24 protein-coding genes are annotated in these 25677 nt (G+C 68.4%); 13 read left to right on the top strand and 11 right to left on the bottom strand.

Annotated elements, in window-relative coordinates:
- Positions 1–112: 112 nt before the first annotated feature.
- The 3 genes from ACFWMR_RS21940 to ACFWMR_RS21950 all read left to right on the top strand — a co-directional run bounded on the left by ACFWMR_RS21940 (position 113) and on the right by ACFWMR_RS21950 (position 3170).
- Entirely contained in the window at positions 113–1111 is a 999-nt protein-coding gene (locus tag ACFWMR_RS21940) for a MurR/RpiR family transcriptional regulator (protein ID WP_378245008.1), read from the top strand.
- A gap of 17 nt (positions 1112–1128) precedes the next feature.
- Positions 1129–2058, top strand: a complete 930-nt coding sequence (locus ACFWMR_RS21945) for an N-acetylmuramic acid 6-phosphate etherase (RefSeq protein WP_378379684.1) — start codon at positions 1129–1131, stop codon at positions 2056–2058.
- Between the two features lie 68 nt (positions 2059–2126).
- The gene (locus ACFWMR_RS21950) at positions 2127–3170 is read left to right on the top strand and encodes a HoxN/HupN/NixA family nickel/cobalt transporter (protein WP_378379685.1); all 1044 of its coding nucleotides are present in this window, start codon (positions 2127–2129) and stop codon (positions 3168–3170) included.
- A 301-nt stretch (positions 3171–3471) separates the two neighbouring features.
- Here the strand turns inward: ACFWMR_RS21950 and ACFWMR_RS21955 are convergent, their stop codons facing one another.
- Positions 3472–4641: an MFS transporter gene (locus tag ACFWMR_RS21955; RefSeq protein ID WP_378379686.1), complete on the bottom strand. Its 1170-nt coding sequence runs from the start codon at positions 4639–4641 to the stop codon at positions 3472–3474.
- A 52-nt stretch (positions 4642–4693) separates the two neighbouring features.
- On the opposite strand from ACFWMR_RS21955, the gene ACFWMR_RS21960 reads away from it, so the two are divergent.
- Entirely contained in the window at positions 4694–4999 is a 306-nt protein-coding gene (locus ACFWMR_RS21960) for an ArsR/SmtB family transcription factor (protein ID WP_093938546.1), read from the top strand.
- Here ACFWMR_RS21960 and ACFWMR_RS21965 read toward each other — a convergent pair.
- Entirely contained in the window at positions 4976–5830 is an 855-nt protein-coding gene (locus tag ACFWMR_RS21965) for an extracellular catalytic domain type 1 short-chain-length polyhydroxyalkanoate depolymerase (RefSeq protein WP_093938547.1), read from the bottom strand. The genes ACFWMR_RS21960 and ACFWMR_RS21965 overlap by 24 nt on opposite strands.
- Positions 5831–5949: 119 nt before the next feature.
- On the opposite strand from ACFWMR_RS21965, the gene ACFWMR_RS21970 reads away from it, so the two are divergent.
- Both ACFWMR_RS21970 and ACFWMR_RS21975 read left to right on the top strand, forming a co-directional pair.
- Positions 5950–7221, top strand: coding sequence for a tannase/feruloyl esterase family alpha/beta hydrolase (locus ACFWMR_RS21970; RefSeq protein WP_378379687.1), 1272 nt, complete (start codon positions 5950–5952; stop codon positions 7219–7221).
- A 4-nt stretch (positions 7222–7225) separates the two neighbouring features.
- On the top strand, positions 7226–7810 hold the full coding sequence (locus tag ACFWMR_RS21975) for a nitroreductase family protein (protein WP_378379688.1): 585 nt from the start codon (positions 7226–7228) through the stop codon (positions 7808–7810).
- Here the strand turns inward: ACFWMR_RS21975 and ACFWMR_RS21980 are convergent.
- From ACFWMR_RS21980 to ACFWMR_RS22000, 5 genes are all read right to left on the bottom strand, one after another.
- Complete coding sequence (locus tag ACFWMR_RS21980) at positions 7788–9623, bottom strand: helix-turn-helix domain-containing protein (RefSeq protein ID WP_378274352.1); 1836 nt, start codon at positions 9621–9623, stop codon at positions 7788–7790. The two genes, ACFWMR_RS21975 and ACFWMR_RS21980, sit on opposite strands and share 23 nt — an antisense overlap.
- Positions 9620–10936 (bottom strand): MFS transporter, encoded by a 1317-nt coding sequence (locus ACFWMR_RS21985; RefSeq protein ID WP_378379689.1) that lies wholly within the window; start codon positions 10934–10936, stop codon positions 9620–9622. The genes ACFWMR_RS21980 and ACFWMR_RS21985 overlap by 4 nt, the downstream gene beginning before the upstream one ends.
- A gap of 26 nt (positions 10937–10962) precedes the next feature.
- On the bottom strand, positions 10963–11721 hold the full coding sequence (locus ACFWMR_RS21990) for a 3-hydroxybutyrate dehydrogenase (protein ID WP_378274354.1): 759 nt from the start codon (positions 11719–11721) through the stop codon (positions 10963–10965).
- 158 nt (positions 11722–11879) lie between these two features.
- Positions 11880–12611 carry an oxidoreductase gene (locus tag ACFWMR_RS21995; RefSeq protein ID WP_378379690.1) on the bottom strand — a complete coding sequence of 244 codons (732 nt, stop codon included), beginning with the start codon at positions 12609–12611 and terminating at the stop codon, positions 11880–11882.
- Positions 12608–13105 (bottom strand): phosphoribosyltransferase, encoded by a 498-nt coding sequence (locus ACFWMR_RS22000; protein WP_007028464.1) that lies wholly within the window; start codon positions 13103–13105, stop codon positions 12608–12610. Before ACFWMR_RS22000 ends, ACFWMR_RS21995 begins: the two co-directional genes overlap by 4 nt.
- Before the next feature lie 115 nt (positions 13106–13220).
- On the opposite strand from ACFWMR_RS22000, the gene ACFWMR_RS22005 reads away from it, so the two are divergent.
- Entirely contained in the window at positions 13221–13799 is a 579-nt protein-coding gene (locus tag ACFWMR_RS22005) for a GNAT family N-acetyltransferase (RefSeq protein ID WP_378379691.1), read from the top strand.
- A gap of 100 nt (positions 13800–13899) precedes the next feature.
- Positions 13900–15870, top strand: a complete 1971-nt coding sequence (acs, locus tag ACFWMR_RS22010) for an acetate--CoA ligase (protein WP_093932359.1) — start codon at positions 13900–13902, stop codon at positions 15868–15870.
- 80 nt (positions 15871–15950) lie between these two features.
- Here the strand turns inward: acs and ACFWMR_RS22015 are convergent, their stop codons facing one another.
- Complete coding sequence (locus tag ACFWMR_RS22015) at positions 15951–17120, bottom strand: acyl-CoA dehydrogenase family protein (protein ID WP_005155959.1); 1170 nt, start codon at positions 17118–17120, stop codon at positions 15951–15953.
- A gap of 126 nt (positions 17121–17246) precedes the next feature.
- Between ACFWMR_RS22015 and ACFWMR_RS22020 the strand changes: the two genes are divergently transcribed.
- Both ACFWMR_RS22020 and ACFWMR_RS22025 read left to right on the top strand, forming a co-directional pair.
- Positions 17247–18602 (top strand): cation:dicarboxylate symporter family transporter, encoded by a 1356-nt coding sequence (locus ACFWMR_RS22020; protein WP_378379692.1) that lies wholly within the window; start codon positions 17247–17249, stop codon positions 18600–18602.
- A gap of 28 nt (positions 18603–18630) precedes the next feature.
- A complete protein-coding gene (locus ACFWMR_RS22025; RefSeq protein WP_093933182.1) occupies positions 18631–19320 on the top strand; it encodes a 4'-phosphopantetheinyl transferase family protein in 690 nt (229 codons plus the stop codon).
- A 70-nt stretch (positions 19321–19390) separates the two neighbouring features.
- On the opposite strand, the gene ACFWMR_RS22030 is transcribed toward ACFWMR_RS22025, so the two are convergent.
- Entirely contained in the window at positions 19391–20539 is a 1149-nt protein-coding gene (locus ACFWMR_RS22030) for an isochorismate synthase (RefSeq protein ID WP_378379693.1), read from the bottom strand.
- Between the two features lie 107 nt (positions 20540–20646).
- Entirely contained in the window at positions 20647–20958 is a 312-nt protein-coding gene (gene mihF / locus ACFWMR_RS22035; protein WP_005155963.1) for an integration host factor, actinobacterial type, read from the bottom strand.
- A 450-nt stretch (positions 20959–21408) separates the two neighbouring features.
- Here mihF and ACFWMR_RS22040 point away from each other — a divergent pair, with 450 nt between their 5' ends.
- Positions 21409–23046 carry a long-chain fatty acid--CoA ligase gene (locus ACFWMR_RS22040; protein ID WP_378379694.1) on the top strand — a complete coding sequence of 546 codons (1638 nt, stop codon included), beginning with the start codon at positions 21409–21411 and terminating at the stop codon, positions 23044–23046.
- Between the two features lie 100 nt (positions 23047–23146).
- Positions 23147–24409 carry an ABC transporter substrate-binding protein gene (locus ACFWMR_RS22045; protein ID WP_378379695.1) on the top strand — a complete coding sequence of 421 codons (1263 nt, stop codon included), beginning with the start codon at positions 23147–23149 and terminating at the stop codon, positions 24407–24409.
- On the opposite strand, the gene ACFWMR_RS22050 is transcribed toward ACFWMR_RS22045, so the two are convergent.
- Positions 24378–24833, bottom strand: a complete 456-nt coding sequence (locus ACFWMR_RS22050; protein WP_378379696.1) for a hypothetical protein — start codon at positions 24831–24833, stop codon at positions 24378–24380. The two genes, ACFWMR_RS22045 and ACFWMR_RS22050, sit on opposite strands and share 32 nt — an antisense overlap.
- 58 nt (positions 24834–24891) lie before the next feature.
- Between ACFWMR_RS22050 and ACFWMR_RS22055 the strand changes: the two genes are divergently transcribed.
- Positions 24892–25536 carry a TetR/AcrR family transcriptional regulator C-terminal domain-containing protein gene (locus ACFWMR_RS22055; protein ID WP_378379697.1) on the top strand — a complete coding sequence of 215 codons (645 nt, stop codon included), beginning with the start codon at positions 24892–24894 and terminating at the stop codon, positions 25534–25536.
- Positions 25537–25677: the final 141 nt, after the last annotated feature.

Consider the following 25677-nt stretch of genomic DNA (forward strand, 5'->3'; position numbering starts at 1 on the left):
TAACGGCCTCGACCTGGTTAGCGACTTTCTGGTCAACGATTAATCGCAAATCGAATCCGCAGACACGGATAGGTTGCGATCTTCCCGAAGGGTGTGGGTAGCCTTGTCGCAGATGCCAACGGTTAGTAACTTTCCCACGGTGGGCGATACCGATTCCGTAATCGCGGCCGCACCGTCCGAGGCCGTGCCGGCGCAGCCGACACGGGACGCTGACGCGAGCCCGCTGGTCCGGATTCGCTCCCTCCTGCCCGGGCTCGCCCGGGCCGAGCAGCGCGTCGCGAAGGTCGTCCTCGACGACCCCGCGCAGGTCGCACGGCGCAGCATCACCGAGGTCGCACTCGCGGCCAACACCAGCGAAACCACCGTCACGCGGTTCTGCAAGGCGGTCGGCGTCGGCGGATATCCGCAGCTCAGGATCGCTCTGGCGGCCGACACCGCTCGTTCCGAGGCGCGGTCGAGCCGCAACCTCGGTGGCGAGATCGGGCCGGAGGACGACCTGGCCGCGGTCATCGGCAAGGTCAGCTTCGCGGACGCCCGTGCCGTGGAGGAGACCGCCGACCAGCTCGACGTCCCCTCGCTACAGCGCGTGATCGACATCGTGGCCGGCGCGGGCCGCGTGGACGTCTACGGCGTGGGCGCGAGCGCGTTCGTGGCCGCGGACCTCCAGCAGAAGCTGCACCGCATCGGGCGGGTGAGCTTCGCCTGGTCGGACACGCACATCATGCTGACCTCGGCCGCCGTGCTGAGCCCCGGAGACGTCGCGATCGGCATCTCCCACACGGGCGCGACCACGGACACCGTCGAGGCGCTGCGGGTGGCCCGCGAGCACGGCGCGATCACCGTCGCCGTGACGAACTTCCCGCGTTCGCCGATCACCGAGGTCGCCGACCACGTGCTGACCACGGCCGCGCGGGAGACGACGTTCCGTTCCGGTGCGACCGCCAGTCGCATCGCGCAGCTGACCGTCATCGACTGCCTGTTCATCGGTGTCGCGCAGCGGCACATGGACGCGTCGGTCAACGCACTCGACGCGACCAGGGACGCGGTTGGCTCGCACCGGCTGGGCGTACGGCCCGACGGCAGGCGGCGGCCGCGGGAAACCGGCAAATGAGCGAAAAAGTGAGGCGCATGATGACCGTCCCACGCCAGGTGGTGCACGTCGATTCGCCAACCGAACAGCGAAATCCGCGGACGACCGACATCGATCTGATGTCGACCATGGGCATCCTCGGCGCGATCAACGCCGAGGACCGCCGGGTCCCCGAAGCCGTCGCCGCGGTCCTGCCGCAGGTGGCCCGGGCGGTCGACTTCGCCGTGGAGGCGCTGCGGTCGGGCCACCGCGTGCACTACTTCGGCGCCGGTACCTCCGGCAGGCTGGCGACGTTGGACGCGGCGGAACTCGTTCCGACGTTCAACGTGCCCTCCGACTGGTTCATCGCGCATCACGCGGGCGGCGCGCGCGCTCTGCGTCAAGCCGTCGAAGACGCCGAGGACAACGCGAAGGCCGGGGCCGCCGAAGTGGCGGACACGGTCGCGCCCGGCGACTTCGTGCTCGGGCTGACGGCTTCCGGCCGGACGCCCTACGTGCTCGGCGCGCTGGCCGCGGCCAGCCGTCGCGGTGCCCGGACCGCGCTGGTCTCGGGCAATCCGGCCGCGGTGACGCCGCCCGGTGTCGACGTCCTCATCGCGGTGGACACCGGCCCGGAGGCGATCGCCGGGTCGACGCGGATGAAGGCGGGCACGGCGCAGAAGATCATCCTCACCGCGTTCTCCACGGCGACGATGATCAAGCTCGGCCACACGTACTCGAACCTGATGGTCAGCATGCGCGCGACCAACGCGAAGCTGCGCGGACGGACCATCCGGATCCTGCGCGAGGCCACCGGGATGAGCATGGCGGACTGCTCCGACGCGCTCACCGAGACCGACGGCGACCTCAAGGTGGCGCTGGTGCACCTGCTGTCCGGCGAGGACGTCGCGAACGCGGCGAAGGCGCTGACGGCCAACAAAGGCCATGTACGGAAGGCTCTCGACTCACTGAGGGTGCGCGCGAGCTGAAAGATCAGACGAGCACCGGCGGGCAACCCCGTTCATCCCGACGCCTCGCGCTCACGCGACGCGAACGGGTGTCCGTCGCCGGGATGGCCGGATTCATCCTGTTCCTCAATGTCGTGGGCTGGGGGGTCCTGACGCTTTTCGTGGCGCCGCGCCAGTACGAGCTCGGCGCCACGGGCGTGTTCGGGGTCGGTCTCGGCGTCACGGCGTTCGTGCTCGGGATGCGGCACGCGTTCGACGCGGACCACATCGCCGCGATCGACAACACCACCCGCAAGCTGATGGCCGAGGGGCAGCGGCCGCTCTCGGTCGGGTTCTGGTTCTCCCTCGGCCATTCGACGATCGTCTTCCTGCTGTGCCTGCTGTTGTCGCTCGGCGTCCGCGCGCTCGCCGGCGCCGTCGAGGACGACACGTCGGCGTTGCACGAAGCGACCGGACTGATCGGGACGTCCGTTTCGGCGGTGTTCCTGTACCTCATCGGGATCATGAACCTCGTGGTGCTGGTGGGCATCGTCAAGGTGTTCCGGCGCATGCGGCGGGGCGAGTTCGACGAAGCGGCGCTGGAACGGCAACTCGACAACCGCGGCTTCATGAACCGCCTGCTGCGCGGCGCCACCAAGGCGGTGCGGAAGCCTTGGCACATCTACCCGATCGGCGTGCTGTTCGGCCTCGGCTTCGACACCGCGACCGAGATCAGCCTCCTGGTGCTAGCCGGCGGCGCGGCCGCGTTCTCGCTGCCCTGGTACGCGATCCTGGTGCTGCCGATCCTGTTCGCCGCGGGGATGACGCTCTTCGACACCGCCGACGGCTGTTTCATGAACTACGCGTATGGCTGGGCCTTCGCGAAGCCGGTGCGGAAGATCTACTACAACCTGACGGTGACGGCGCTTTCCGTCGCGGTCGCGCTGCTCATCGGGACGATCGAGGTGATCTCGATCGTCACCGAGCGATTCGGCATCACGACCGGACCGCTCGCGGCGATCGGGTCGCTGAGCCTGGACTACGTCGGCTACGCGGTCGTAGCGCTCTTCGTGCTTACTTGGCTCTTCGCGCTCCTCGTGTGGCGCTTCGCGCGTATCGAGGAGCGCTGGTCGGCCCGGCTGCCCGCGAAGTAGCCCCTGACCTGCGGGAAGAGAGCAAGGGACCTTTGCTATCGCTTATCTCAACGTTAAGAGAGGCGATAGCAAAGGTCCCTTGCTATCACTTTTCGCGCCCCAAGCGTCCACAAAGGACGTCATATGCCAGCCGCGCGCCCGATTTGACCGCTTTGCACAGGGGTCGTGAGTGGTAATGATCGTTCTAACCCTCTTTGCCACTCACGACCCCTGACCGAAACTGCACATATTGGATCAATCGGGCAGCAAATTCAGCGTGGACTGTCCCTTGTGGATAGTTCGGGCAAGTTCAGCCGACCAGTCAGGCGGGCTGGGGCACTCGCGTCCGCGAAGGGACCGAAAGCGCGAAGGCGAGCACAGCGACGAAGGCGGCAACGGGACCGACCCACCAGACCCCCGCCGACGACAGGACGACGCCGCCCAGCGCGGCGCCGAGGGCCCCACCGCCGTAGATCGCGGAACCGTTGAGCCCCAACGCGACCGTCGGCGCGTCGGGTGCCAGCGAGAACAGCCGGTGCTGCTGCGGCACCATCAGCATCCCGCCGAACACGCCCGAAGCCAGCGCGAGGACGAGCGCGCCGGGCAGGCTCAGCACGGCGACGTCGAGCAGCGCCAGCGTCGCGACCGTGCCGATGAGCGAGATCGACCGGACGCGCGCGGGGCCGAGCGAGTCGGTCGCCCGGCCCGCGAAGGAATTGCCCGCGATCTGCCCGATCCCGAAACCGACGAGCAGCCACGAGATCATCGCGCCCGCCGCGACCGGAGCCACGAGCACCGGCAGGTACACGAAGGCCGCGAAGCCCGCGGCGGTACCGAGGACGCTGACGCCGAGCACGCGCGCGATCGGCGGCCGGACGACGACGGCGAGCCTGTCGCGCAGAGAAACCGTCGACATCCGAAGACCGGGCAGCAGCGGCACGAGCAGCATCACGACCAGCGCCACCGCGCCGATCCCCCACATCACCGCGCGCCAGCCGAACCAGGTGCCCGCCAGCACACCGATCGGCACGCCGAGCACCATCGACACGCTCATCCCGAGGGAGACCGTGGCCAGCGCGCGGCCACGCCGCTCATCGGAAGCCAGCGCCCCGGCGAGGACGTAGGCGTTGGATTGGAACGCGGCGGCGCCCAAGGCGGCCAGCACGCGAGCGGCGGCGACCACGGCGAAGGACTCGCCGACCGCTTGACCGGCCATGCCGATCGTGAACAGCACCATCCCCGCGCCGAGCACCCAGCGCCGGTCCAGCCGTCCGGTGAAGGCCGCGATGAGCGGCGAAGAGATCGCGTAGGTCACCGCGAAGACCGTGGTCAGCTGGCCCGCGACGGCTTCGGAAACGCGCAGGTCGGCGGCGATGGTGGGCAGCAGCCCGTTCAGGACGAACCCGTCGGTGCCGACGGTGAACGTCCCGACGGCGAGTACCAGCAGAGCCCCCAAGGCGAGCCGATCATTAGATGATCGTCGAATCGTCATAGGAGGTATAGTGGCCGGACTATTCGATGACTGTCAAATAGTTTGGAGCGAAGTGAGCAGTACGCTGCCGCAACCGGCGACCGAGGAGATCGAGATCGTGCCGGTGCTCCACGCGCTGGCGGACCCGGTGCGCCTGGAGCTCATCCGCGCCCTGCGAAGCAACCCTTCGCCGCGAAGCTGCGCCGTCACCGAGTACGACGTCGAGATCAGCGCGCCGACGCTTTCCCATCACTGGAAGGTCTTGCGCGAGGCCGGCCTCACGACGACGTTCGTCGAGGGCCGGACCCGCTGGGTCGAGCTACGGACCGAGGACATCCACAAGCGGTTCCCGGGCCTACTGGACGCCGTCCTCGCCTAGCCGCCACTTCGCGGCGAGTTCCGCCGCGGCGCAGACGCCGACGTCGAGCAGATACGGCCCGGCCTGCCCGCAACCGGACCCGGGCGCGATCGGCTGGCCGTGCCCCATCCCGTTGACGGAACGCGTGTCGACAGCGGCGCCGACGTCGGTCCACTGCTCGGAAAGCTCGCGCAGGTTCATCGGGGCGACCGTGTAATCCGCCGTCCCGTGCCAGACGCTGACCGGCGACCGCGAACCCGTAGCCGCGGCCCGCACCTTGTCGCCCCACTGTTTCGGGGTCAGATCCTTGCCGGGATTCATACAGGAGTACGCGTCGATCATCGAGGTCGCGCAGGCGTAGGGCAGCCCCGCCACGACACCGCCGCCCGAGAACAGTTCCGGATACGCCGCCAGCATCACCGAGGTCATCGCGCCGCCCGCGGACAGCCCGGTGACGTACGTCCGGCTCCCGGCCGAGAACCGCGCCATCTGCGCGATCGACTCGGCTTCCCCGGAGCCGCGTTTGATGTCGCCCGCCTGGAACCAGTTGAAGCACTTGTTGAAATTGTTCGCCGAAACCTGTTGCGGCAGAACGAGCTTGAACCGCAGCTTGTCCGCGAGCCCGACCCAGCCGGAGCCGTTCGCGTAGCCGGCGGCGTCCTGGGTGCAGCCGTGCAGCACGACCACCGCCGGACGTCCGGACGGCAGCCCGTCGGGAACGTATTCGAACATCCGCAACGCACCGGGATTGCTCCCGAACCCGGTCACCGGACGGATCGTCGCCGCCTGCGCCGGAGCAGAGAGGAAGAGGGTCAATGCCGAAACCACCGCGCCGATGAGGAGTTTTCGCATCGCCTCAGGCTAAAGCCGGCACCGCCGGAGTTCCCACGTGGACGACCACCACAGCGACAGTCCGTTTTGTGTGGCCGCGCCGGGTACCGGCACACGAGAACCACGCTTACCGTCGGCCGATGCGGCTCATTCTGGTCCTCGCGATGATGCTGGCCCTGGCCACGCCCGCCCAGGCGGCGAGCGGTTGCGGGAACGTGCGCGTTCCCGGCGCGGCGAAACAACAACTGTCCTGTTTGGACGATCTGACCACCACCGGCACGCTGGCCACCGGACACACCGTCCAGGCCGACTGGGCCGGGCTGACTTCGGCAGGCCTCCCCGCGCCCAAGGGCGTTCCCGGTATCCAGATCGACGGCTATTTCCCGGACACCTCGACGGCCAACACCGCGCACGGCTGGAACCACGACGCGCAGTTCGTGCTGCGGCTGCCCGATCGCTGGAACGGCGGTCTCGTGGTCTCGGGCTCCCCCGGCGTGCGACGGCAGTACGCGAACGACCGCGCGATCGGCGACCAGGTCCTCGCCGCCGGCTACGCGTTCGCCGCCACCGACAAGGGCAACACCGGTGCGGACTTCCACACCGACGGACGACGGCCCGGCGACGCGCTCGCCGAGTGGAATTCGCGGGTCACACAGCTGACCATCGCCGCGAAAGCCGCCGTCGCCCACCGCTACGGGCGCTTGCCGAACCGCACCCTCGCGGCCGGGATGTCGAACGGCGGCTATCTCGTCCGCTGGCAGCTCGAGAACCGGCCGTGGCTCTACGACGGCGGCATCGACTGGGAAGGCACGCTCTGGCACGAGGACGGCCCGAACCTCTTCACCTTCCTGCCGCCCGCGATCAAGGCGTACCCCGCCTACGTCGCCGGTTCCACCCAGGCACATCAGCGGATTCTCGACGCCGGTTTCGCGCCGGGTTCGGAATTCCTGTGGCAGTACCACAACGACGTCTACTGGGGGCTGACACAGCGGATCTACCAGGCCGAATTCGACCCGTCGTTCACCGGGAGCGACTACGACTACGCCACTCGACCGCCGTCGGTGCACCGCGCGGTCGAACGGATCTCACTGACCGGCCGGATCGGCAAACCGCTGATCACCCTGCACGGCACCCTCGACACGCTCCTGCCGATCACCCGCGATTCCGACGTCTACCAGCGGATGATCGCCGGACAGGGCCGTGCCGGACTCCAGCGTTATTACCGGATCGTCGACGGCAACCACGTCGACGGTCTGTATGACGCCTTCCCAGACAAACTGCGACCTATCGGCCCTTGCTTCCGGACGGCCTTCACCGCTCTCGAAGGCTGGCTCGACGGTGTTCGCCCGCCCGCCTCCGCGACCATCCCCCGTGAAGACGGCGACCTCGCGACCGGTTGCGCACTAAGCTGATCGCATGGAATTCCAGGACGTCGTACGACGCCGTCGCATGGTCCGGAAGTTCACCGACGAGCCCGTCGCCGAGGCGAGCCTTCAGCGCATCCTGCGCAACGCGCTGAAGGGTCCCTCGGCCGGTTTCTCACAGGGACAAGGGTTTCTCGTCCTCACCGGCGAGAAACTCGCGAAATTCTGGGAGTTCGGGGCGAGCTGGGCACCGGAAACCGTGACCACGGCACCGGTCGCGATCGTGCCGCTCTCGGTCAAGAACGCGTATCTCGACCGTTACGCCAAGCCGGACAAGGGTTTCGCGGAAGGCGACGACTCGTGGTGGCGCGTGCCGTACTGGGACGTCGACACCGGGATGGCGACACTGCTGATCCTCCAGACGGCCGTCGACGAGGATCTCGGCGCGGTGTTCTTCGGGCTCGCGCCGGAAAGCGTGGAGCGCCTCCACAGCGAGTTCGGGGTGCCCGAGGATCACGACCCGATCGGCGTCGTCGCGCTCGGACACGGCGCCGAAATCGGCCCCTCACCCGGTTCTTCGGCGACCACGATCGCCCGCCGCGAATTCGAGGAGGTCATCCGGTTCGGTCACTGGTGAGGCGGTGCAGCCGGAGCGCGAGCTGGAGTTCCAGCGCGCGTTCGGGCGCCTGCCAATGCTCGCCCAGCAGTGACGCGATGCGGTCCAGCCGCTGCACGACCGTGTTCACGTGCACGTGCAGCAGGTCTTTCGCCTTCGTCAGATTGCCGCCACAGGAGAAATACGCGCGGAGGGTGCCGATCAGATCCGTGCCGCGGCGTTCGTCGTAGTCGAGCACCGGGCCGATCGTCGCCGTCACGTACGCGCCGAGATCGGCGTGCTCGCCGAGGAGCAGTCCGACGAAACCGAGGTCGGCCATGCTCGCGCCTTCGCCCGCCCGGCCGAGGGCGAGCAACGACGCGACACAACGCGCGGCTTCGGCGTGCGCCACGGCCAGTTCCCGCGGGGAGGTGGCCGGGCCCGCCGCGCCGACCGTCACCGGACAGTCCATTGTGGAGGTTAGTTCGGCGGCGACGGATCGGGCCAGCGCGCCGGCGTCCACGCCGCGGACCAGCAGGACGACCTCGTCCGCGTGCACCCCGACCAGTGCCGCGTGCCGGGCGGCCGCCGCGGCCAGCCGCCGCCGGGAGACGTCGTCGGAATGCGCGATCAGCACCGCGTGCGATGTCGACAAATCGACCCCGAGTCGACGGCCTCGCGCCAGCAACGCGGCGGGATTGCGGCCGGGCGCGGTGAGCAGGTCCGACAGCAGTTCCCCGCGCACCTCGTCCTCGGCCCGCGCGACGGACCGCCGTTGCATCAGCAGTACCGCGGTGACCACGCCCGCTCGTTCGAACAGCCGCCGGTCCGCCTCGCCGAGCGACCGGCCGCCGCCCAGCACCAAGCTGCCGAGGAACTCCTGCCCCGCCTGGACGGCACAGAGCCAACCGTCCTCAGTGGACACCGCGCGCCCGCTCGTCCGGGACGCCGAAACAGCGGCGCGCGAGAGGCTCAGCTCCCCACCGGTCCGGGCGAGGACGACACCTTCGGCGTCGTAGACGGCGATCGCGCCGCCGAGCACGTCCGCGACGGCGGCGGCGACTTCGGCCAGGTCGCCGCCGCGCAGCACGAGATCCATCAGCCGGTCGTGCGCGTCTTCGGCGCGGCGCATCGCGTCGTTGTGCGCGCTGATCGTCGCGTTGGCGTCGTTCAGCTCGGCGACCGCGCGGCGCGTCTCGTCGAGCAGATGCGCGTTGTCCAGCGCGATCGCCGCGTGGTCGGCCAGCGACGACAGCAGCGCGACCTCCTCCGCGCTGAACTCCCGCGCCGCCCGGTCCGAGGCGAACAGCACCCCGATGACCTTGCTGCCGATCGCCAGCGGCACCCCGAGGATCGCGGTCAGCCCCTCGTCGAGCACCCCGGTGTCGATCGACGAAGTGTGGTGAAACCGCTCGTCGTGGAAGTAGTCCGCCGTCGCGTACGGCCGCGCGGTCTGCGCGACCAGCCCGCCGAGCCCCTCACCCATGCCCAGCACGATGTCCTGGAACAGCGCGGAAACCGAACCGTCGGTGACCCGCACGTAGGTGTTGCCCTCGGCCTCGTTCTTGAGGCTGAGGTACGAGACGTCCACCCCGAGCAGCGCCCGCGCCCGGCGCACGATCGACCGCAGGACGGCGTCCGGATCGTCCAGCCGGGCGAGGTCACTGGCCGTGTCGAACAACGCGGCCAGCTCAGCCTCGCGCCGCCGATGCTCGGCGACCGTGTCCCGGATCCGCAGCGCCAGCTCGGTGGCCTTCGGATCGACGGGGACGTGCGCCAGCTGCTCGCTGCCCGCCCCGGAGGCGAGCAGTTCGAGCAGCCGGCGCAGCTGTGCGGAACTGTCCACAACGGTCATGCTGACACGTGGCCGCGCTCCGTGAGAACTTCGGAGTGCAGGGACTCGCCCTTGGTCTCGCGGGCGGCGAGCAGCGCGATCACGGTCAGCGCGCACATCGCGACGACGTAGAGCGAGACCGGGACCGTGCTGCCGAACTCCTTGAACAGCGCGACCGCGATGAGCGGCGCCACCGCGCCCGCCGCGATCGACGACAGCTGCCCGCCGACCGAAAGGCCGGTGTAGCGCACCCGCGTCGGGAACTGTTCGGAGAAGAACGCGGCCTGCGGGCCGTACATCGCGCCGTGCAGCACCAGCCCGACGGTCGCCGCGAGAATGATGACACCCGCGTTCTTCGTGTCGAGCATCGCGAAGAACACGAAACTCCACACCGCCATACCGATCGCGCCGAAAAGGTACACCGGACGACGGCCGACCCGGTCGGAAAGAATTCCCCACAAGGGAATGGTCACGAAATGCACGGCCGAACCGATGAGGACCGCGTTGAGTCCCACCGATTTCGGCAGGCTCAGCCCGGTGGTGACGTAAACGAGAATGAACGCGGTGATCACGTAGTACGAAACGTTTTCCGCCATCCGCGAACCGATCGTGATCAGCACCGCGCGCCAGTTCTTCCGGAACACCTCGACGACCGGCGCGTGCTCGGGCTCGTTCTTCGCCTGCGCCGCCAGGAAGACCGGCGACTCACTGACCGCGAGCCGGATCCACAGGCCGATCACCACGAGGACACCGGAAAGCAGGAACGGGATCCGCCAGCCCCAGCTGAGGAAAGCCTCGTCGGACTGCGTCGCGGCGAGGATCGCCAGCACCGCCGTCGCGAGCAGGTTCCCGCCGGGGGCACCGCATTGCGGCCACGACGCCCAGAATCCGCGCCGCTTGTCGTCGCCGTGTTCGGAGACGATCAGCACCGCGCCGCCCCATTCGCCGCCGAGCGCGAAGCCCTGCACCAGCCGCAGCAGCGTGAGCAGGATCGGCGCCAGGACACCGACACTCGCGTAGGTCGGGAGGACACCCATCGCACAGGTCGAACCGCCCATCAGCAGCAGGCTCAGCACCAGCAGCTTCTTCCGGCCGACCCGGTCCCCGAAGTGCCCGAACACCAGCCCGCCGATCGGCCGCGCGAGGAAACCGACGGCGTAGGTCAGGAACGCGAGCAGCGTGCCGGTCAGCGGATCGTTGGTGGGGAAGAACAATTTGCCGAACACCAGCGCCGCGGCGGAGGTGTAGAGGAAGAAGTCGTACCACTCGATCGTCGTGCCGATCAGGCTGGCGCTGACGACCTTGGCGATCGAGCCGCGGTTCTGGGTGGTCACCGGGGGACGTCCTTTCTGGGAGGGGTTCACGCGGCGGTCCAGCCGCCGTCGAGGGGGATCGAGGTGCCGGTGACATGGGCGGCGTGGTCGCCGGACAGCCAGAGCACGCACGCGGCGACGTCCTCGGGTTCGATGAGCCGCTTGATCGCCGACCGGCGCAGCAGGACCTGTTCGATGACGGCGTCGCGTTCGAGGCCGTGTTCTTCGGCCTGTGCCTGGAGCTGGCCGGTCACCAGCGGGGTCCGTACGTAGCCGGGGTTGACGCAGTTGCTGGTCACCCCGTGCTCCGCGCCTTCGAGCGCGGTGACCTTGGAAAGGCCTTCGAGCGCGTGCTTCGCGGTGACGTACGCGGATTTGGACGGGCTCGCGCGGAGCCCGTGGACGCTGGACATGTTGATCACACGGCCGCGGCCTTGGCCGTACATCCACGGCAGCACGCGGCGGACGAGCAGGAACGGCGCGGTGACCATGAGCGCCTGGATCCGGGTGAACGTCTCCGGCGGGAACTCGTGGATCGGCGCGATGTGCTGGAAGCCGGCGTTGTTGACGAGGATGTCGATCTCGGCCGGGAGGGTCTCGATGGCCTGGGCGTCGGTGAGGTCGGCGACGTGGGCGATGCCGTTGACGTCGGTGGCCGCCTTCTCGACGGCGTCGTCGATGTCGACGAGGTGGACCTTGGCCCCGGCTTCGGCCAGCGCTCCGGCGCAGGCCAGGCCGATCCCGCTCGCCGCGCCCGTGACCAGCGCGGATTTACCGGCCAGATCGCTGTGATACGCACCACTCATGCCGGACGACGTTAGGTCGCCCAGCCCGCTTAAGCCATGTGGTTACGCGCCACACCTACTCAAGATCTCGTGTGGTCTCCCTACACCCTCGCGTTTCGTCCTCTGAATGCGGTAGTTGCACGCGCAAGGACCGCATCCAGAGGACGAAACGCGGGAAGTCAGCCGGCGGCGTCCGAGATGGACTTCGCCTCGCGGGCACCCGCCTCGAAGGCTTCACACGAAAAGAGCAGCCAAGCCTGGACGCCCTCAGGTGTCCCGCCTGCGAAGGCTGAAGCGGCCTCGATGTACTTCGGCACCCGCCGGAAGTACGCGACCTCCGGCACCGTCAGCGCCTTCGGGTCCAGCCCGGTCGCCACCGCCGAAAGCCGCGCCGCGGCCCGCGCGACGACCCCGTCCGCGGAGCCGAAAGGCTTCAGCGCCAACAGTTCCCCGTGCACGACGGCGGTCAGCACCGGTCCCGGCACCGACGTCGCGCCGGTGACCAGTTGCGCCAGCATCTCCAGCCGCGGCCCGACGTCGCCGGACGAGCGCGGCCGTCCCAGCGCGTCGAGATCCGTCACCAGATCCGACGCGGCCAGAACGTGCAACCGCGCCAGCGCCTGCAACGGCGCGCGCCGCCAGGTCGGGAGCAGGCCCTCCAGCGCTTCCGCGACCCGCAGCGCGCCCGCCAGCACCGGATCGGTCACCTCGCCGGATTCCGGCAGTTCGGGCGCGGCGCCCTCGATCCCGGCCGACGCCCGCGCCGATCGCACGGACGCTTCGGCGGCCGTCGCCGCGCCGCCACGCAGGTTGGCGGGCAGCCGGTGGACGGCGAACACCGCGTCCTGAGCCGATTTCGCGGCCGCCGCGACCCCTTCGAGGTCCAGCAGCGGCTTCAACGGATCCGTCACGCGTCCAGCACCTGCCCCGCGCGCCGCACGACCGGCGCCTGCACCGACCACGGGAAGTTGATCCACCGGTCCGTGTGCTTCCACACGTACTCGCACTTCACCTCGGAGCGCGGCTTCTCGTAGACGACAGCGCAACGCACCTCGGCGACGTGATCGGCGCAGAAGTCGCGGACCAGCTTCAGGGTCGCGCCGGTGTCCGCGACGTCGTCGGCGACGAGCACCTTCTTCTTCGTCAGGTCGACGACGTTCGGCACCGGCGGCAGCATCACCGGCAGGTCGAGGCGCTGGTCGACGCCGGTGTAGAACTCGACGTTCATCACGTGCAGGTTCTTGACGTCCAGCGCGTAGCCGAGCGCGCCGGCGACGAACAGCCCGCCGCGCGCGATCGACAGGATCAGGTCCGGCTCGAAGCCGTCGTCGGCGACGGCCTGCGCCAGATCCCTGCTGGCCGTCCCGAACAACTCCCAGGTGAGCTCTTCCCGCTCCTCGGCCATGCTGCCTCGCCTTCGTCGATCGTTCCCGCGAGCATAGGCAACGCCGCAGTGGCCTTCTCGAATGCTTCGAAACTGGCTATCCAGTAAGGCCATTACCGGCCGTAAGTTCAAGATCGTGACCGACTGGAACACTCACGCGATCTTGACCGGCGAACGCGTCCGCCTCGAACCGCTCACCCGCGACCACGTGAAAGGCCTGTTCGAAGCCGGATCCGACCCGGCGATCTGGACCTGGCTCAGCCTCCGGCGGCCGGAAGACCTCGCCGCGGCCGAAGCCATGGTCGACGCCATCCTGGCCGACCCGGACCGCCGCGCCTGGGCGCAGATCGACGCGCGCACCGGCGAGGTCGCGGGCACGACGTCGTTCTACGCGATGAACGCGCGCCACAAGATCATTTCCCTTGGCTACACCTGGATCGGTTCCGCGTGGCAGCGGACCGGGCTCAACCGCGAGTCGAAACTCCTGTTGCTGCGCCACGCTTTCGACGACCTCGGCGCGAACCGCGTCTCGTGGGAGACCGACATCCGCAACCTGAAGTCACAGAAGGCGATCGAACGCCTCGGCGCGCAACGGGAAGGCGTACTGCGCGCGCATCGCGTCCGGCCCGACGGAACCATCCGTGACACCGTTGTCTACTCCCTCACCGGACCAGAATGGCCGGCGGTCCGTACCGCTTTGTCCTCAAGCGTGTGAATGCGGTCCGCAACCACGATGCAACCTTTTACTTCGCGTCGTAACGTCGATAGCGTGCCAACGGGCGTGAAGACACGCGAAACACAGGAGGCATCGCACCATGACCGAGCAGTCGCCGGCGCTGGACAATTTGCTCACGGAGAGCAGGACCTTCCCCCCGAGTGAGGCTTTCAGCGCGCAAGCGAATGCCACCGCCGACTTCTACGCCGAAGCCGACGCCGACCGGGAAGCGTTCTGGGCCAAGCAGGCCGACCGTCTCCACTGGGAAACGAAGTGGTCGCAGGTACTGGACTGGACCAATGCGCCGGTGGCGAAGTGGTTCGTGGGCGGGAAGCTGAACGTCGCGTACAACTGCGTCGACCGCCACGTCGTCGACGGGCACGGCGACCAGGTCGCCATCCACTGGGTCGGCGAGCCCGGCGACAACCGCGACATCACCTACGCCCAGCTGAAGGACGAGGTTTCCAAGGCGGCGAACGCCTTCGAGTCCCTCGGGCTCGTCGCGGGCGACCGCGTCGCCATCCAGATGCCGATGGTGCCCGAGGCGATCTTCGCGATGCTCGCGTGTGCCCGCATCGGCGTTCTGCACAGTGTCGTCTTCGGTGGTTTTTCCCCGACAGCGCTGCGATCCCGTGTGGACGACCAGGCGGCGCGGATCGTCATCACCACCGACGGCCAGTACCGCCGCGGCAAGGCCGCGCCGATGAAGGTCAATGTCGACGAAGCGCTCGAAGGCGCCGAATCGGTCGAGAAGGTCATCGTCGTCCGGCGCACCGGCGAAGAGGTGCCGATCGCCGAAGGCCGCGACCTCTGGTGGCACGAACTGGTCGACGGCCAGTCCGCGGAACACGCGCCGCAGGCGTTCGACTCCGAGCACCCGCTCTTCATCCTCTACACCTCCGGCACCACCGGTAAGCCGAAGGGCATCCTGCACACCTCCGGCGGATACCTGACCCAGGCGGCGTACACGCACCACAACGTCTTCGACCACAAGGCCGGCGAGGACGTCTACTGGTGCACCGCCGACATCGGCTGGATCACCGGGCACACGTACATCGTGTACGGGCCGCTGGCGAACCGGACGACGCAGGTCGTCTACGAAGGCACGCCGAACACCCCGCACGAGGGCCGCCACTGGGAGATCGTCCAGCAGCACAAGGTCTCCATCTACTACACCGCGCCGACGTTGATCCGCACGTTCATGAAGTGGGGCAACGAGATCCCGGAGAAGTACGACCTCTCCTCGCTGCGCGTGCTCGGCAGCGTCGGCGAGCCGATCAACCCCGAGGCGTGGATCTGGTACCGGGAGAACGTCGGCGCGAACTCGGCGCCGATCGTCGACACCTGGTGGCAGACCGAGACCGGCGGCATCATGATCTCGCCGCTGCCGGGCGTCACCGCCACGAAGCCGGGCTCCGCGCAGAAGGCGCTGCCGGGCATCTCGGCGAAGGTCGTCGACGACCAGGGTGTCGAGGTCGGCAAGGGTGGCGGCGGCTACCTGGTGCTCGACAAGCCGTGGCCGGGCATGCTGCGCGGTATCTGGGGCGACGAGGAGCGGTTCCGCGACACCTACTGGTCGCGCTTCGCCGACCAGGGCTACTACTTCGCCGGTGACGGCGCGAAGTACGACGCCGACGGCGACGTCTGGCTGCTGGGCCGGGTCGACGACGTGATGAACGTGTCCGGGCACCGCATCTCGACCACCGAGGTCGAGTCCGCGCTGGTCTCACACCCGACGGTCGCCGAGGCCGCCGTCGTCGGCGCGACCGACCCGACCACCGGCCAGGGCATCGTCGCGTTCGTCATCCTGCGCGGCAACGCCGTGGACGGTGGCGACGCGGCCGTGCAGGAGCTGCGCAACCACGTCGCCAAGGAGATCGGGCCGATCGCGAAGCCGCGGCAGATCCTCGTCGTGCAGGAGCTGCCGAAGACGCGCTCCGGCAAGATCATGCGCCGCCTGCTGCGCGACGTCGCCGAGAACCGCCAGGTCGGCGACGTCACCACGCTGGCCGACTCGTCGGTGATGGACCTGATCTCTTCGGGCCTGAAGTCCGGCAAGTCCGAGGAGTAGCCAAGCGCAATGAAGGGGCCTTTCATCGCGAAATTTGCGATGAAAGGCCCCTTCATTGCGCTTGGGCTCCTCAGGCGGGGTCAGCCCAGGGTGCCGCCGACCTTGACGTGCCCCTTGAGCAGGTTGCGCGCGATGGTCCGGCGCTGGATCTCGTCGGTGCCCTCGTAGATCCGCAGCAGCCGCAGTTCGCGGTACCACCGCTCGACCGGCAGTTCCCGCGTGTAGCCCATTCCGCCGTGGATCTGCAGGACACGGTCGACGATCTCGTTCGCCTTCACGCCGCCGTACAGCTTCGCCATCGACTGCGCGTGCCGTGAGTCCAGCTTCTGGTCGACCTGCCAGGCGGCGTGCAGCACCAGCCAGCGCAACGCCTCCAGCTCGGTGCCGGAGTCCGCGATCATCCACTGGATGGCCTGGCGCTCGGCGATCTTCTGCCCGAACGTCTCCCGCGTGTTGGCGTGCTCGATGGCCATCGAGATCAGCCTTTCGCACGAGCCGATCGCGCGGGCGGGCAGCAGGTAGCGGCCCGCGCCGATCCACTGCATGGCCAGGTCGAAACCGTGGCCGAGTTCGCCGAGGATCTGCGTCTCGGGCACGCGGACGTCTTCGAAGACCAGCGCCGCCGGACCCCATTCGCCCATCGTGTCGATGTATTCGGACTTCCAGCCCGCGTCACGGTCGACGAGGAAGCAGGTGACGCCGCCGTTCGCGCCCTTCTCCGGGTCGGTGATCGCGAACACCATCACGAAGTCGGCCTCGTTGCCTCCGGTGATGAAGGTCTTCTCGCCGTTGATCACCCAGTCGGTGCCGTCCTTGCGGGCGGAGGTCCGGATGGCCTTGGCGTCCGAGCCGGCCCCGGGTTCGGTGATCGCGAAGCACGATTTGCGTTCGCCCGAGATCGTCGGGAGCAGGTAGCGCTCCTTCTGCTCGTCGTTCGCGTAATAAAGGATGTTGTCCGCGGCGCCGCCGAAGCGGAACGGCACGAACGTGCGGCCGAGCTCGGCCTCCAGCAGCGCGGTCATCACCGCGGAGAGGCCCATGCCGCCGTACTCCTCCGGCGTCTGCACGCCCCAGAAGCCGGATTCCTTGGCCTTGAGCTGGAGTTCGCGCAGCTCTTCACCGGTGAGACCCGGCTGACCGGCGCGTTCGCGGCGCAGCACCTCCTGCTCGCGCGGCATCAGGTCCCGCTGGACGAACGTGCGGACCCAGTCGCGCACCTCGCGTTCCTCGACGCTGAGAGAGAAATCCATGGTCAGCCCGCTCCTGTTCGGCATTGACTAAGCGCTCGCTTAGTTCAGCGTACCGCTTCGGTTGTCGTTCGCCGAGAAACTGTCATAAGTTTTCGCAACCTGTCCCCGTCTTGTCGAAGGGCACCCATGAGCACGCAGGCACCCGCGGCGAAGCGGGACCGGACCCATTACCTCTACATCGCCGTCATCGCGGCCGTCGGTCTCGGCATCGCGGTCGGCATCCTGTTCCCCGAGGTCGGCAAGGAACTGAAGCCGCTCGGGACCGGGTTCGTGAACCTGATCAAGATGATGATCTCGCCGATCATCTTCTGCACCATCGCGCTCGGCGTCGGCTCGGTGGCGAAGGCCGCGAAGGTCGGCCGCGTCGGCGGGCTCGCCATCGGCTACTTCCTGGTGATGTCGACGGTCGCGCTGGTCATCGGCCTGGTCGTCGGCAACATCCTCCAGCCCGGCACCGGGTTGCACCTGACACCGGAGATCGCCGAAAAGGGCCAGGACCAGATCGCCAAGAGCGAGGGCACCGTCGAGTTCCTGCTCGGGATCATCCCGAAGACGCTGGTCTCGGCGTTCACCGAGGGCGAGGTGCTGCAGACGCTGCTGGTCGCGCTGCTCGCCGGGTTCGCGCTGCAGAAGCTGGGCACGAAGGGCGAGCCGATCCGCCGCGGCATCGAGCACATCCAGCGGCTCGTGTTCCGGATCCTCGCGATGATCATGTGGGCGGCCCCGGTCGGCGCGTTCGGCGCGATCGCCGCCGTCGTCGGCGAGACCGGCTGGAAGGCGCTGCAGAGTCTCGCGGTGATCATGCTCGGCTTCTACATCACCTGCGGGCTGTTCGTGTTCGTGGTGCTCGGGCTGATCATCGGCGTGTTCGCCAGGGTCAACATCTTCAAGCTGCTGCGCTACCTCGGCCGCGAGTTCCTGCTGATCCTTTCGACGTCGTCCTCGGAGTCGGCGCTGCCGCGGCTGATCGCGAAGATGGAGCACGCGGGCGTCTCCAAACCCGTCGTCGGCATCACCGTGCCCACCGGGTACTCGTTCAACCTCGACGGCACCGCGATCTACCTGACGATGGCGTCCATCTTCATCGCGGACGCGCTCGACAAACCGCTGACGATCGGCGAGCAGATCTCGTTGCTGGTGTTCATGATCATCGCGTCGAAGGGCGCCGCCGGCGTCACCGGCGCGGGGCTCGCGACGCTGGCGGGCGGCCTGTCCTCGCACCGGCCGGAGCTGGTGGACGGCGTCGGGTTCATCGTCGGCATCGACCGGTTCATGTCCGAGGCCCGCGCGCTGACGAACTTCGCGGGCAACGCCGTCGCGACCGTGCTGATCGGCACTTGGACCAACGAGATCGACCGGGAGCAGCTGGACCGGACGCTGAACGGCCAGTCGCCTTTCGACGAGGCGACATTGCTCGATGAAAACTCGAGTGATGCCAGTGCGGAGTCCGGTAAAGACGCTACTCAAAGAACACCCGAGTGAACCAGTCCGGATCGGGTAAAAAGGAGGGGTGATCGAATGCGCGGTCCGCTGGTCGGAGCCCCTGCCCGCTGAACCCCGGTTCCTGGCCTTGCTCGACGAGCTCGAACAAGGCCGGTACGACACCTACCGTCAGGACATCGACAAACGCCGGTTCCTGACCGGGCGGGTGCTGGCGAAGACCGTCGCCGCCGAGCGGCTCGGTCTCGCCGTCGAGGCCGTGAAATTCGACGCGACCTGCGAAGACTGCGGCAAACCGCACGGCCGTCCGCGAATCCCGGACGCGCCGCTGATGCTGTCGATCTCGCATTCCGGCGACCTCATCGGCGTCGCCGCCACCGCGGGGACCGCCGTCGGCCTCGACGTCGAGACGGCCACCAGGCGGGCCGAGGACTCACTCATGGAGTACGCGCTGACCCCGACGGAGCAGGCCGCGATCTCCGGCCTGTCCGACGAGCAGCGCGCGACGGCGTTCTTCACGTACTGGACGCGCAAGGAAGCCGTCATGAAGGCCACCGGGAAGGGCCTGAAGATCCCGCTTCAGAGCATCACGTTCTCCGGGTACGACGAGGAGGCGCGGCTGGTCCGGTCGAGCCACGCGGCGCTCGACCCGGCGCGGACCCGGCTCGCGGACCTGAAGGCGACCGAGGGCTACCGGGCCGCCGTCGCGCTGATCACGTCGGACGACATCTCGGTCACCGAAGACTTCGCACCCCTCTGACCCCACGCAATTAGTCCTCTGGATGCGGTAGTTGCGCGTGGCAAGTACCGCATCCAGAGGACGAAACGCGCTAGATCTCCAGGCCCATCGCGGCCAGCAGGGTGCGGAACTTCGCCGACGTCTCGTCCAGCTCGGTCCGCGGGTCGGACGCGGGCACGATGCCGCCACCGGCGTACAGCCGCATGGAGGTCTCGGCGATCTCCGCGCACCGGATCCCGACGGCCCATTCGCCGTCCCCTGCCGCGTCGACCCAGCCGACGGCGCCCGCGTAGTACTCGCGGTCGAACGGCTCCAGCTCCTGGACCAGGGAGCGCGCGGCATCGGTCGGCGTGCCGCAGATCGCGGGGGTCGGGTGCAGCGCGGCGGCGAGGTCGAGCGCGGTGACGTCCTGGTCGATCAGCTCGCCGGTGACGGTGGTCGAGAGGTGCCAGATCGCCGGCGTCGAGACCAGCTCGGGGCCGCGGACGTCGAGGGTGCGGCAGAACGGCCGCAGGATCTCGACGACGGACTCCACCACGACGGCGTGTTCGACGTGGTCCTTTTCGGACGCCAGGAGTGCCTCACCATTGGCCTTGTCGATCGCCGGGTCCGCCGACCGGGGCATCGACCCGGCATGCGGCCGGGACAGCACGGAGCCGCCGGTGCGGGACAGCAGGAGTTCGGGGGTGGCACCGACCAGCGTGCGACCGCCGGGCAGCTGCGCGGCGTAGGTGGTGTGCCGGGGGTTCCCGTTCGCCAGGTTCCGGACGACGTCCGCGACCGGGACGGATTCGGCGAAATCGAGATCGAGGGCACGGGCCAGCACGACTTTGCGCAGGTCCCGGTCGCTCAGCGCCGAGACGGCCGCGCGGACGGCGGCGAGATGCGCCTCCGGTTCGGGCACGGAAGTGACCTTGACCGGCTGCGGAAGCGTGGTGCGCGGCGGAACGGCCCCGCGGTCGGAAGACGCGCGGTGCACCGTGCGGGGCAGGACCAGGTGACCCGGCGTCGAGGTTCCGTCGCTGGTGTCGAAGGGCAGGACTCCGACCGCGATCGGAGCGCCCGAGCCGGTGAACAGTCCAGGCAGCGCCTGGGACAGCCGCGCCGGATCGGTGTCGGTCGCGGTGGCCGCGGCCCCGCTCGCGAGGAGCGCGTGCCGCGCCGTGGCCAGGAGGAAGTCGCCCCGCTCGTAGCGGGCGGCCAGGTCTGCCGGGGTCGCCGGTGCGGTACTGGTCGTCACCCCACCAGCGTCCCAGGCTCCGGCTGAGACCAGGGGAAAGTGTTGCCCGGGCAACAGCCTCTCAGGCAACACCTTCCCCTGGACAGCCCGTGACCTGGGCGGAAGGTTTACTTCAGCGCCTCGAGGAGGGCCTCGCGCTGCCGCTCACCCAGGCCGGCGGCACGCCGGTCGGGGTCGATCCCGGCCTGCTCCAGCAGGGCGGCGACCTTGACCGCGCCCAGGCCGGGCACGGCCTTCAGCAGCTGCGTGACCTTCGTCTTGCCGATGGTCTTGTTCTCCTTGGCCTGCTTGAGCACCTTGTCGATGCTCTCCTTGCCGGACTTGATCGACGCAAGCAGCTCGGAGCGCGCTTTGCGAGCCTCAGCCGCCTTGGCGAGGGCATCGGCGCGCTGCTCCGGAGTCAACGTGGGCAGAGCCAACGTAGTAGTCCTTTCATCTCAGGTCTCCGCTTTCGCGGCCGACGGCCTTTAACCATGCTTGCAAGAGCAAGCGCTGGCCAGCCGTCTCTGTACCACGGCTCCAGTAAACGCCACCCGTTCCTCGGCCGTGAAACCGACACGCACTTATTACCCCTCGACCACGCCATGGGCAACCCGCCCCAGCCTGCGGAAACACGCCCATCGGGCGGCGATTCGATGGCGTTCATCACCCTTATGAGCGATGCGAAGACTTCGCACTGTTAGCCATTTTTCGTTTCATGGTAGGAAAAATACGAATTATTGATGATCTTGACCCGAACCGGCGAACACCCGTTAGCGCGACACTGTGACCGAACGGTTGCCTGCGACGTTACTGACCAGTTCACCCGACCCGCATTAGAGTCGGCCCAACCCCAGTTCACCGGAGAACGAGCACCACGGGAGTACGCGATGTTGAGCACGATGCAGGACGGGCAGCTGTCACTGGGCAGGCTGCTCCGCCACGGCACCAAGGTGCACTCCGAGAGCGAAGTCATCACCTGGACCGGTTCAGAAGCCCGCCGCGAAACCTACGGTGAGCTCGGCAAACACGCCGCTCGCCTGGCGAACGCCCTCCGGAGCCTCGGCATCACCGGCGACCAGCGCGTCGGCACGTTCATGTGGAACAACGCCGAGCACATGGCCGCGTACCTGGCCATCCCCGCGATGGGCGCGGTGCTGCACACGCTCAACATCCGGCTGTTCCCGGAGCAGCTGGTCTTCGTCGCCAACCACGCCGAGGACCAGGTCGTCATCGTCGACGGCACGCTGATCCCGCTGCTGGCCAAGCAGCTGCCCGAACTGAAGACCGTGCGTCACGTCATCGTGGCCAACGGCGACGCCTCGGCCCTCCCCGCGCCCGACGGCGTCCAGGTGCACTCCTACGACGAACTGCTGGCCGGCCAGCCTGAAACCTTCGACTGGCCCGAGGTGGACGAGCGTTCGGCCGCCGCGATGTGTTACACCTCGGGCACCACGGGTGACCCCAAGGGCGTCGCGTACTCCCACCGGTCGATCTGGCTGCACTCCATGCAGGTCACGATGACCGACAGCATGCGGCTGGCCCAGCACGACAAGGCGCTCGCGATCGTCCCGATGTTCCACGCGATGGCCTGGGGCATGCCGTACGCGGCGCTGATGGTCGGCGCCTCGCTGCTGATGCCGGACCGCTTCCTCCAGCCCGCCCCCATCGCCCAGATGCTCGACGCCGAGAAGCCGACCTTCGCCGGCGCCGTCCCGACGATCTGGCAGGGCCTGCTCTCCCACCTCGACGCGAACCCGCAGGACATCTCGCATCTGCGCGAGGTCGTCGTCGGCGGTTCGGCCGCGCCGCCGTCGCTCATGCACGCTTTCGAAGACCGCTACGACGTGCCGATCCTGCACGCCTGGGGCATGACCGAGACATCGCCGCTGGGCAGCGTCGCGCGCCCGCCCGCCGCCGCGACCGGTGAGAAGGCGTGGGAGTACCGCTACACCCAGGGCCGGTTCCCGGCGTCGGTCAGCGCCCGGCTGATCGGCGACAACGGCGAGGAACTGCCGTGGGACAACGAAAGCGTCGGCGAGCTCGAAGTGCAGGGGCCGTGGATCGCGGCGTCGTACTACAGCGGCACGAGCGGGGACGAGCCCGATCCGGAGAAGTTCCACGACGGCTGGCTGCGCACCGGCGACGTCGGCAAGATCAGCCCGGACGGCTATCTCACGCTGACCGACCGCGCGAAGGACGTCATCAAGTCCGGCGGCGAGTGGATCTCCTCGGTGGACCTGGAGAACCAGGTGATGGCCCATCCCGCGGTGGCCGAGGCGGCCGTGGTCGGCATCCCCGACGAGAAGTGGGACGAGCGCCCGCTGGTCGCCGTCGTGCTCCGGGAGGGCCAGAGCGTCACGGCCGAGGAACTGCGCGAGTTCCTGTCCGACAAGGTCGCGAAGTGGCAGCTTCCGGAGAACTGGACCTTTGTGGACGAGGTCCCGAAGACCAGCGTCGGCAAGTTCGACAAGAAGCGGCTGCGGGCGTTCCACTCCGAGGGCAAACTCGACATCAGTCAGCTCTAACGGGTTAATCTCCCGCGCGCCTGCCGTTGCGTGAAGGCCATCTTGAGGGACGCTGGTCCCTGAAGGTGGCCTTCACGGCGTTCGGCGAAGGGTTTTGTTGGTGCGTAAGACAAGCAGGCGCGCGTTCCTGGCCATGGCGGGGACCGCGGTGCTTTCAGCCTGCGGGTCGAACAGTGTCCAAACAGGAACCCCGCCGCCTTCGACGGCGTACTCCGCCGGTGTGACCAGGCCGAAGCCGAAACCGGTGGACCTCGCGCAGTGGTACCACCCGTACCCCGAAGCCGGCGTCCAGGAAGCCGTCACGCGCTACGCGGCCGCGTACCAGAAGTCCAAGGTCGCGGTGCAGTGGAATCCGGACGACTACGAGTCGAAACTGAACGCCGCGCTGACGGCGGGCCCGGTCCCGGACGTCTTCGAAGGCCAGGTCACCGTCGACCGCGTCCGGCAGGGCCAGCTCGTGCCGCTCGACGACGTCGTCGGGCCCGTGCGCGGCGACTTCAACGCCTCGGTGCTCGCGGCGCAGACCGTCGACGGCAAGCTCTACGGCGTTCCGCAGGCACTCGACACCCAGGTTCTCTTCTACCGCAAGAGTTTCCTCCAAGAGGCGAAGGTACAGCCGCCGCAGACGCTCGACGAACTCGTCGACGCGGCGAAGAAACTGTCCAAGGACGGCGTCAAGGGGCTGTTCGCCGGCAACGACGCGGGCGCGGCGGCGCTGGCCGGACCGCTGCTGTGGTCGGCCGGGCTGGACTACGTCAAGGACGGCAAATCCGTCGGTTTCGACGATCCGCGGGCCGCCACGACGTTCGCGAAACTCCACGAGCTCAACGGTTCACTGCTGCTGGGCGCTTCGACGGACTGGCCGGACCCCATCCCGTTCATCGACGGGCTCGTGGCCATGCAGTGGACCTGGCTGTGGAACCTGCCGAAGATCCAGGACACCGTGAAAGACGACTTCGGCGTCCTGGCCTTCCCCCGGCTCGACGCGTCGGGCGCGCCGTCCGTCCCGGTCAGCGGCTTGAGCGCGATGGTGCACGCCAAGAGCCTGAACCCCAACGCCGCCAAGGACTTCGTCAAATGGCTCTGGCTGGAGCGCACCGACTTCCAGCAGGAGTTCGCCACCAGGTTCGGTTTCCACCTGCCCGCGCGGCTGAGCGTGCTCGACAAGGTCGACGCGGCGGGAGACGCCGCGAAGCTGGTCAAGGAGAACGGCCGCGCCGCCGGTCCACTGTGGACACCGTCGGCGAACGCCGCACTCGTCGACGCGCTGGGCCGCATCGCCCGCGACGGCGCCGACCCGGCCACCGAGACGAAGAAGGCTGTCGAGGCCGTCAAAGCCGAACTGGGTCGCCTGTCCGCGTGAGCCGCCGCGAGCGGACGTACGCGAGGATCAGCACGATCGACAGGATCACCGCGCCGCCGTCGGTGACCAGCGACGGAAGCACGCCCGGCCACCCGTGTTCGCCGATCGCGGCGCGGTGCACCTCGAACGGCACGACGAACACGCCGAACGCCTGGCCGACGTTGACCGCGAGCACCGGCCAGAAAAGCCAGCGCCAGCGGAACCAGACCAGCAGCCCGAGCGCGTTTCCGGCGATGAAGACGTTCCCCACCAGCCGCAACGCGCTGAGGTAGCCGGGCGCCTCGGCGGTGTCCGCGCCCTTGAGCCGCATGCTCGCTTCGATCAGGTCCAGGTCGATGATCACGTAATTCTGCAACGCCGTCCCGAGCACGAAGACGATCGAGCACAGCACCGTGACCAGGCGGATTTTCGGTGTCCAGAGCATCACTTCCCCCGTTCTCTATCAGTGATAGAGACAAATCTATCACTGATAGAGTCCTCGGGTGGCACGCAAAGGCTCGCTGGACCTCGCCAAGATCACCGAAGCCGCCGTCGAACTGCTCGACGAAACCGGTCTCGCGGAGCTGAGCACCCGGCGCCTGGCGGCGAAGCTCGGCGTCAGCTCGCCGACGCTGTACTGGCACGTGAAGGACAAGGCGGAACTGCTGGACCTCGTCGCCGAAGCGATCTGCGCCGACGCGTTCGAGATCGACCGCGAACTGCCGTGGCGCGAACAGCTCGCGAGCGGACTCCGTCAGTTCCGCGCCCTGCTGCTGAGTCACCGCGACGCGGCCGCCCTGCTCCGCGAACGGCCACCGACCGGGCCGCACCGGCTCGGCCACATCGAAACGACCGCGCGGATCCTGCTGGAGGCGGGGTTCCCCGAGGAGGACACCGCGGGGATCTCGCGACTGCTCACGGCACACGTTCTCGCGTCGGTGGAGACCCTCCCCGCGCGGAAGCCGGACGAGGGATTCCTGGCACGGCTCGCGGCGTATCCCCACGTGAGCAGGCTCGGCCCGGCTTTCGCGGCACAGAGCGGCGAAGACCTGTTCGAACTGGGCGTCGACGTGATCCTGGACGGACTCGAAGCCCGGCTCCAGTGGCGAGCGAGGGCGCCGGGACCGGGTCGGTCAGGTTGGTCGTGAGTGGCGATTCGGGCTAGAGCCGACCGTGTCTTAGATACCTGCTGGGTTCCGGCTGTGGCGGAGCGCGAGTCCGGTCCGTGAAGGCCCCCTCCCCTCGGCTCAAGTACATGATGGCCCCCTTCCTTGCGCTAGGCGCAAGGA

It is taken from the genome of Amycolatopsis thailandensis (genome assembly GCF_042723255.1).
Classification (GTDB): domain Bacteria; phylum Actinomycetota; class Actinomycetes; order Mycobacteriales; family Pseudonocardiaceae; genus Amycolatopsis; species Amycolatopsis thailandensis.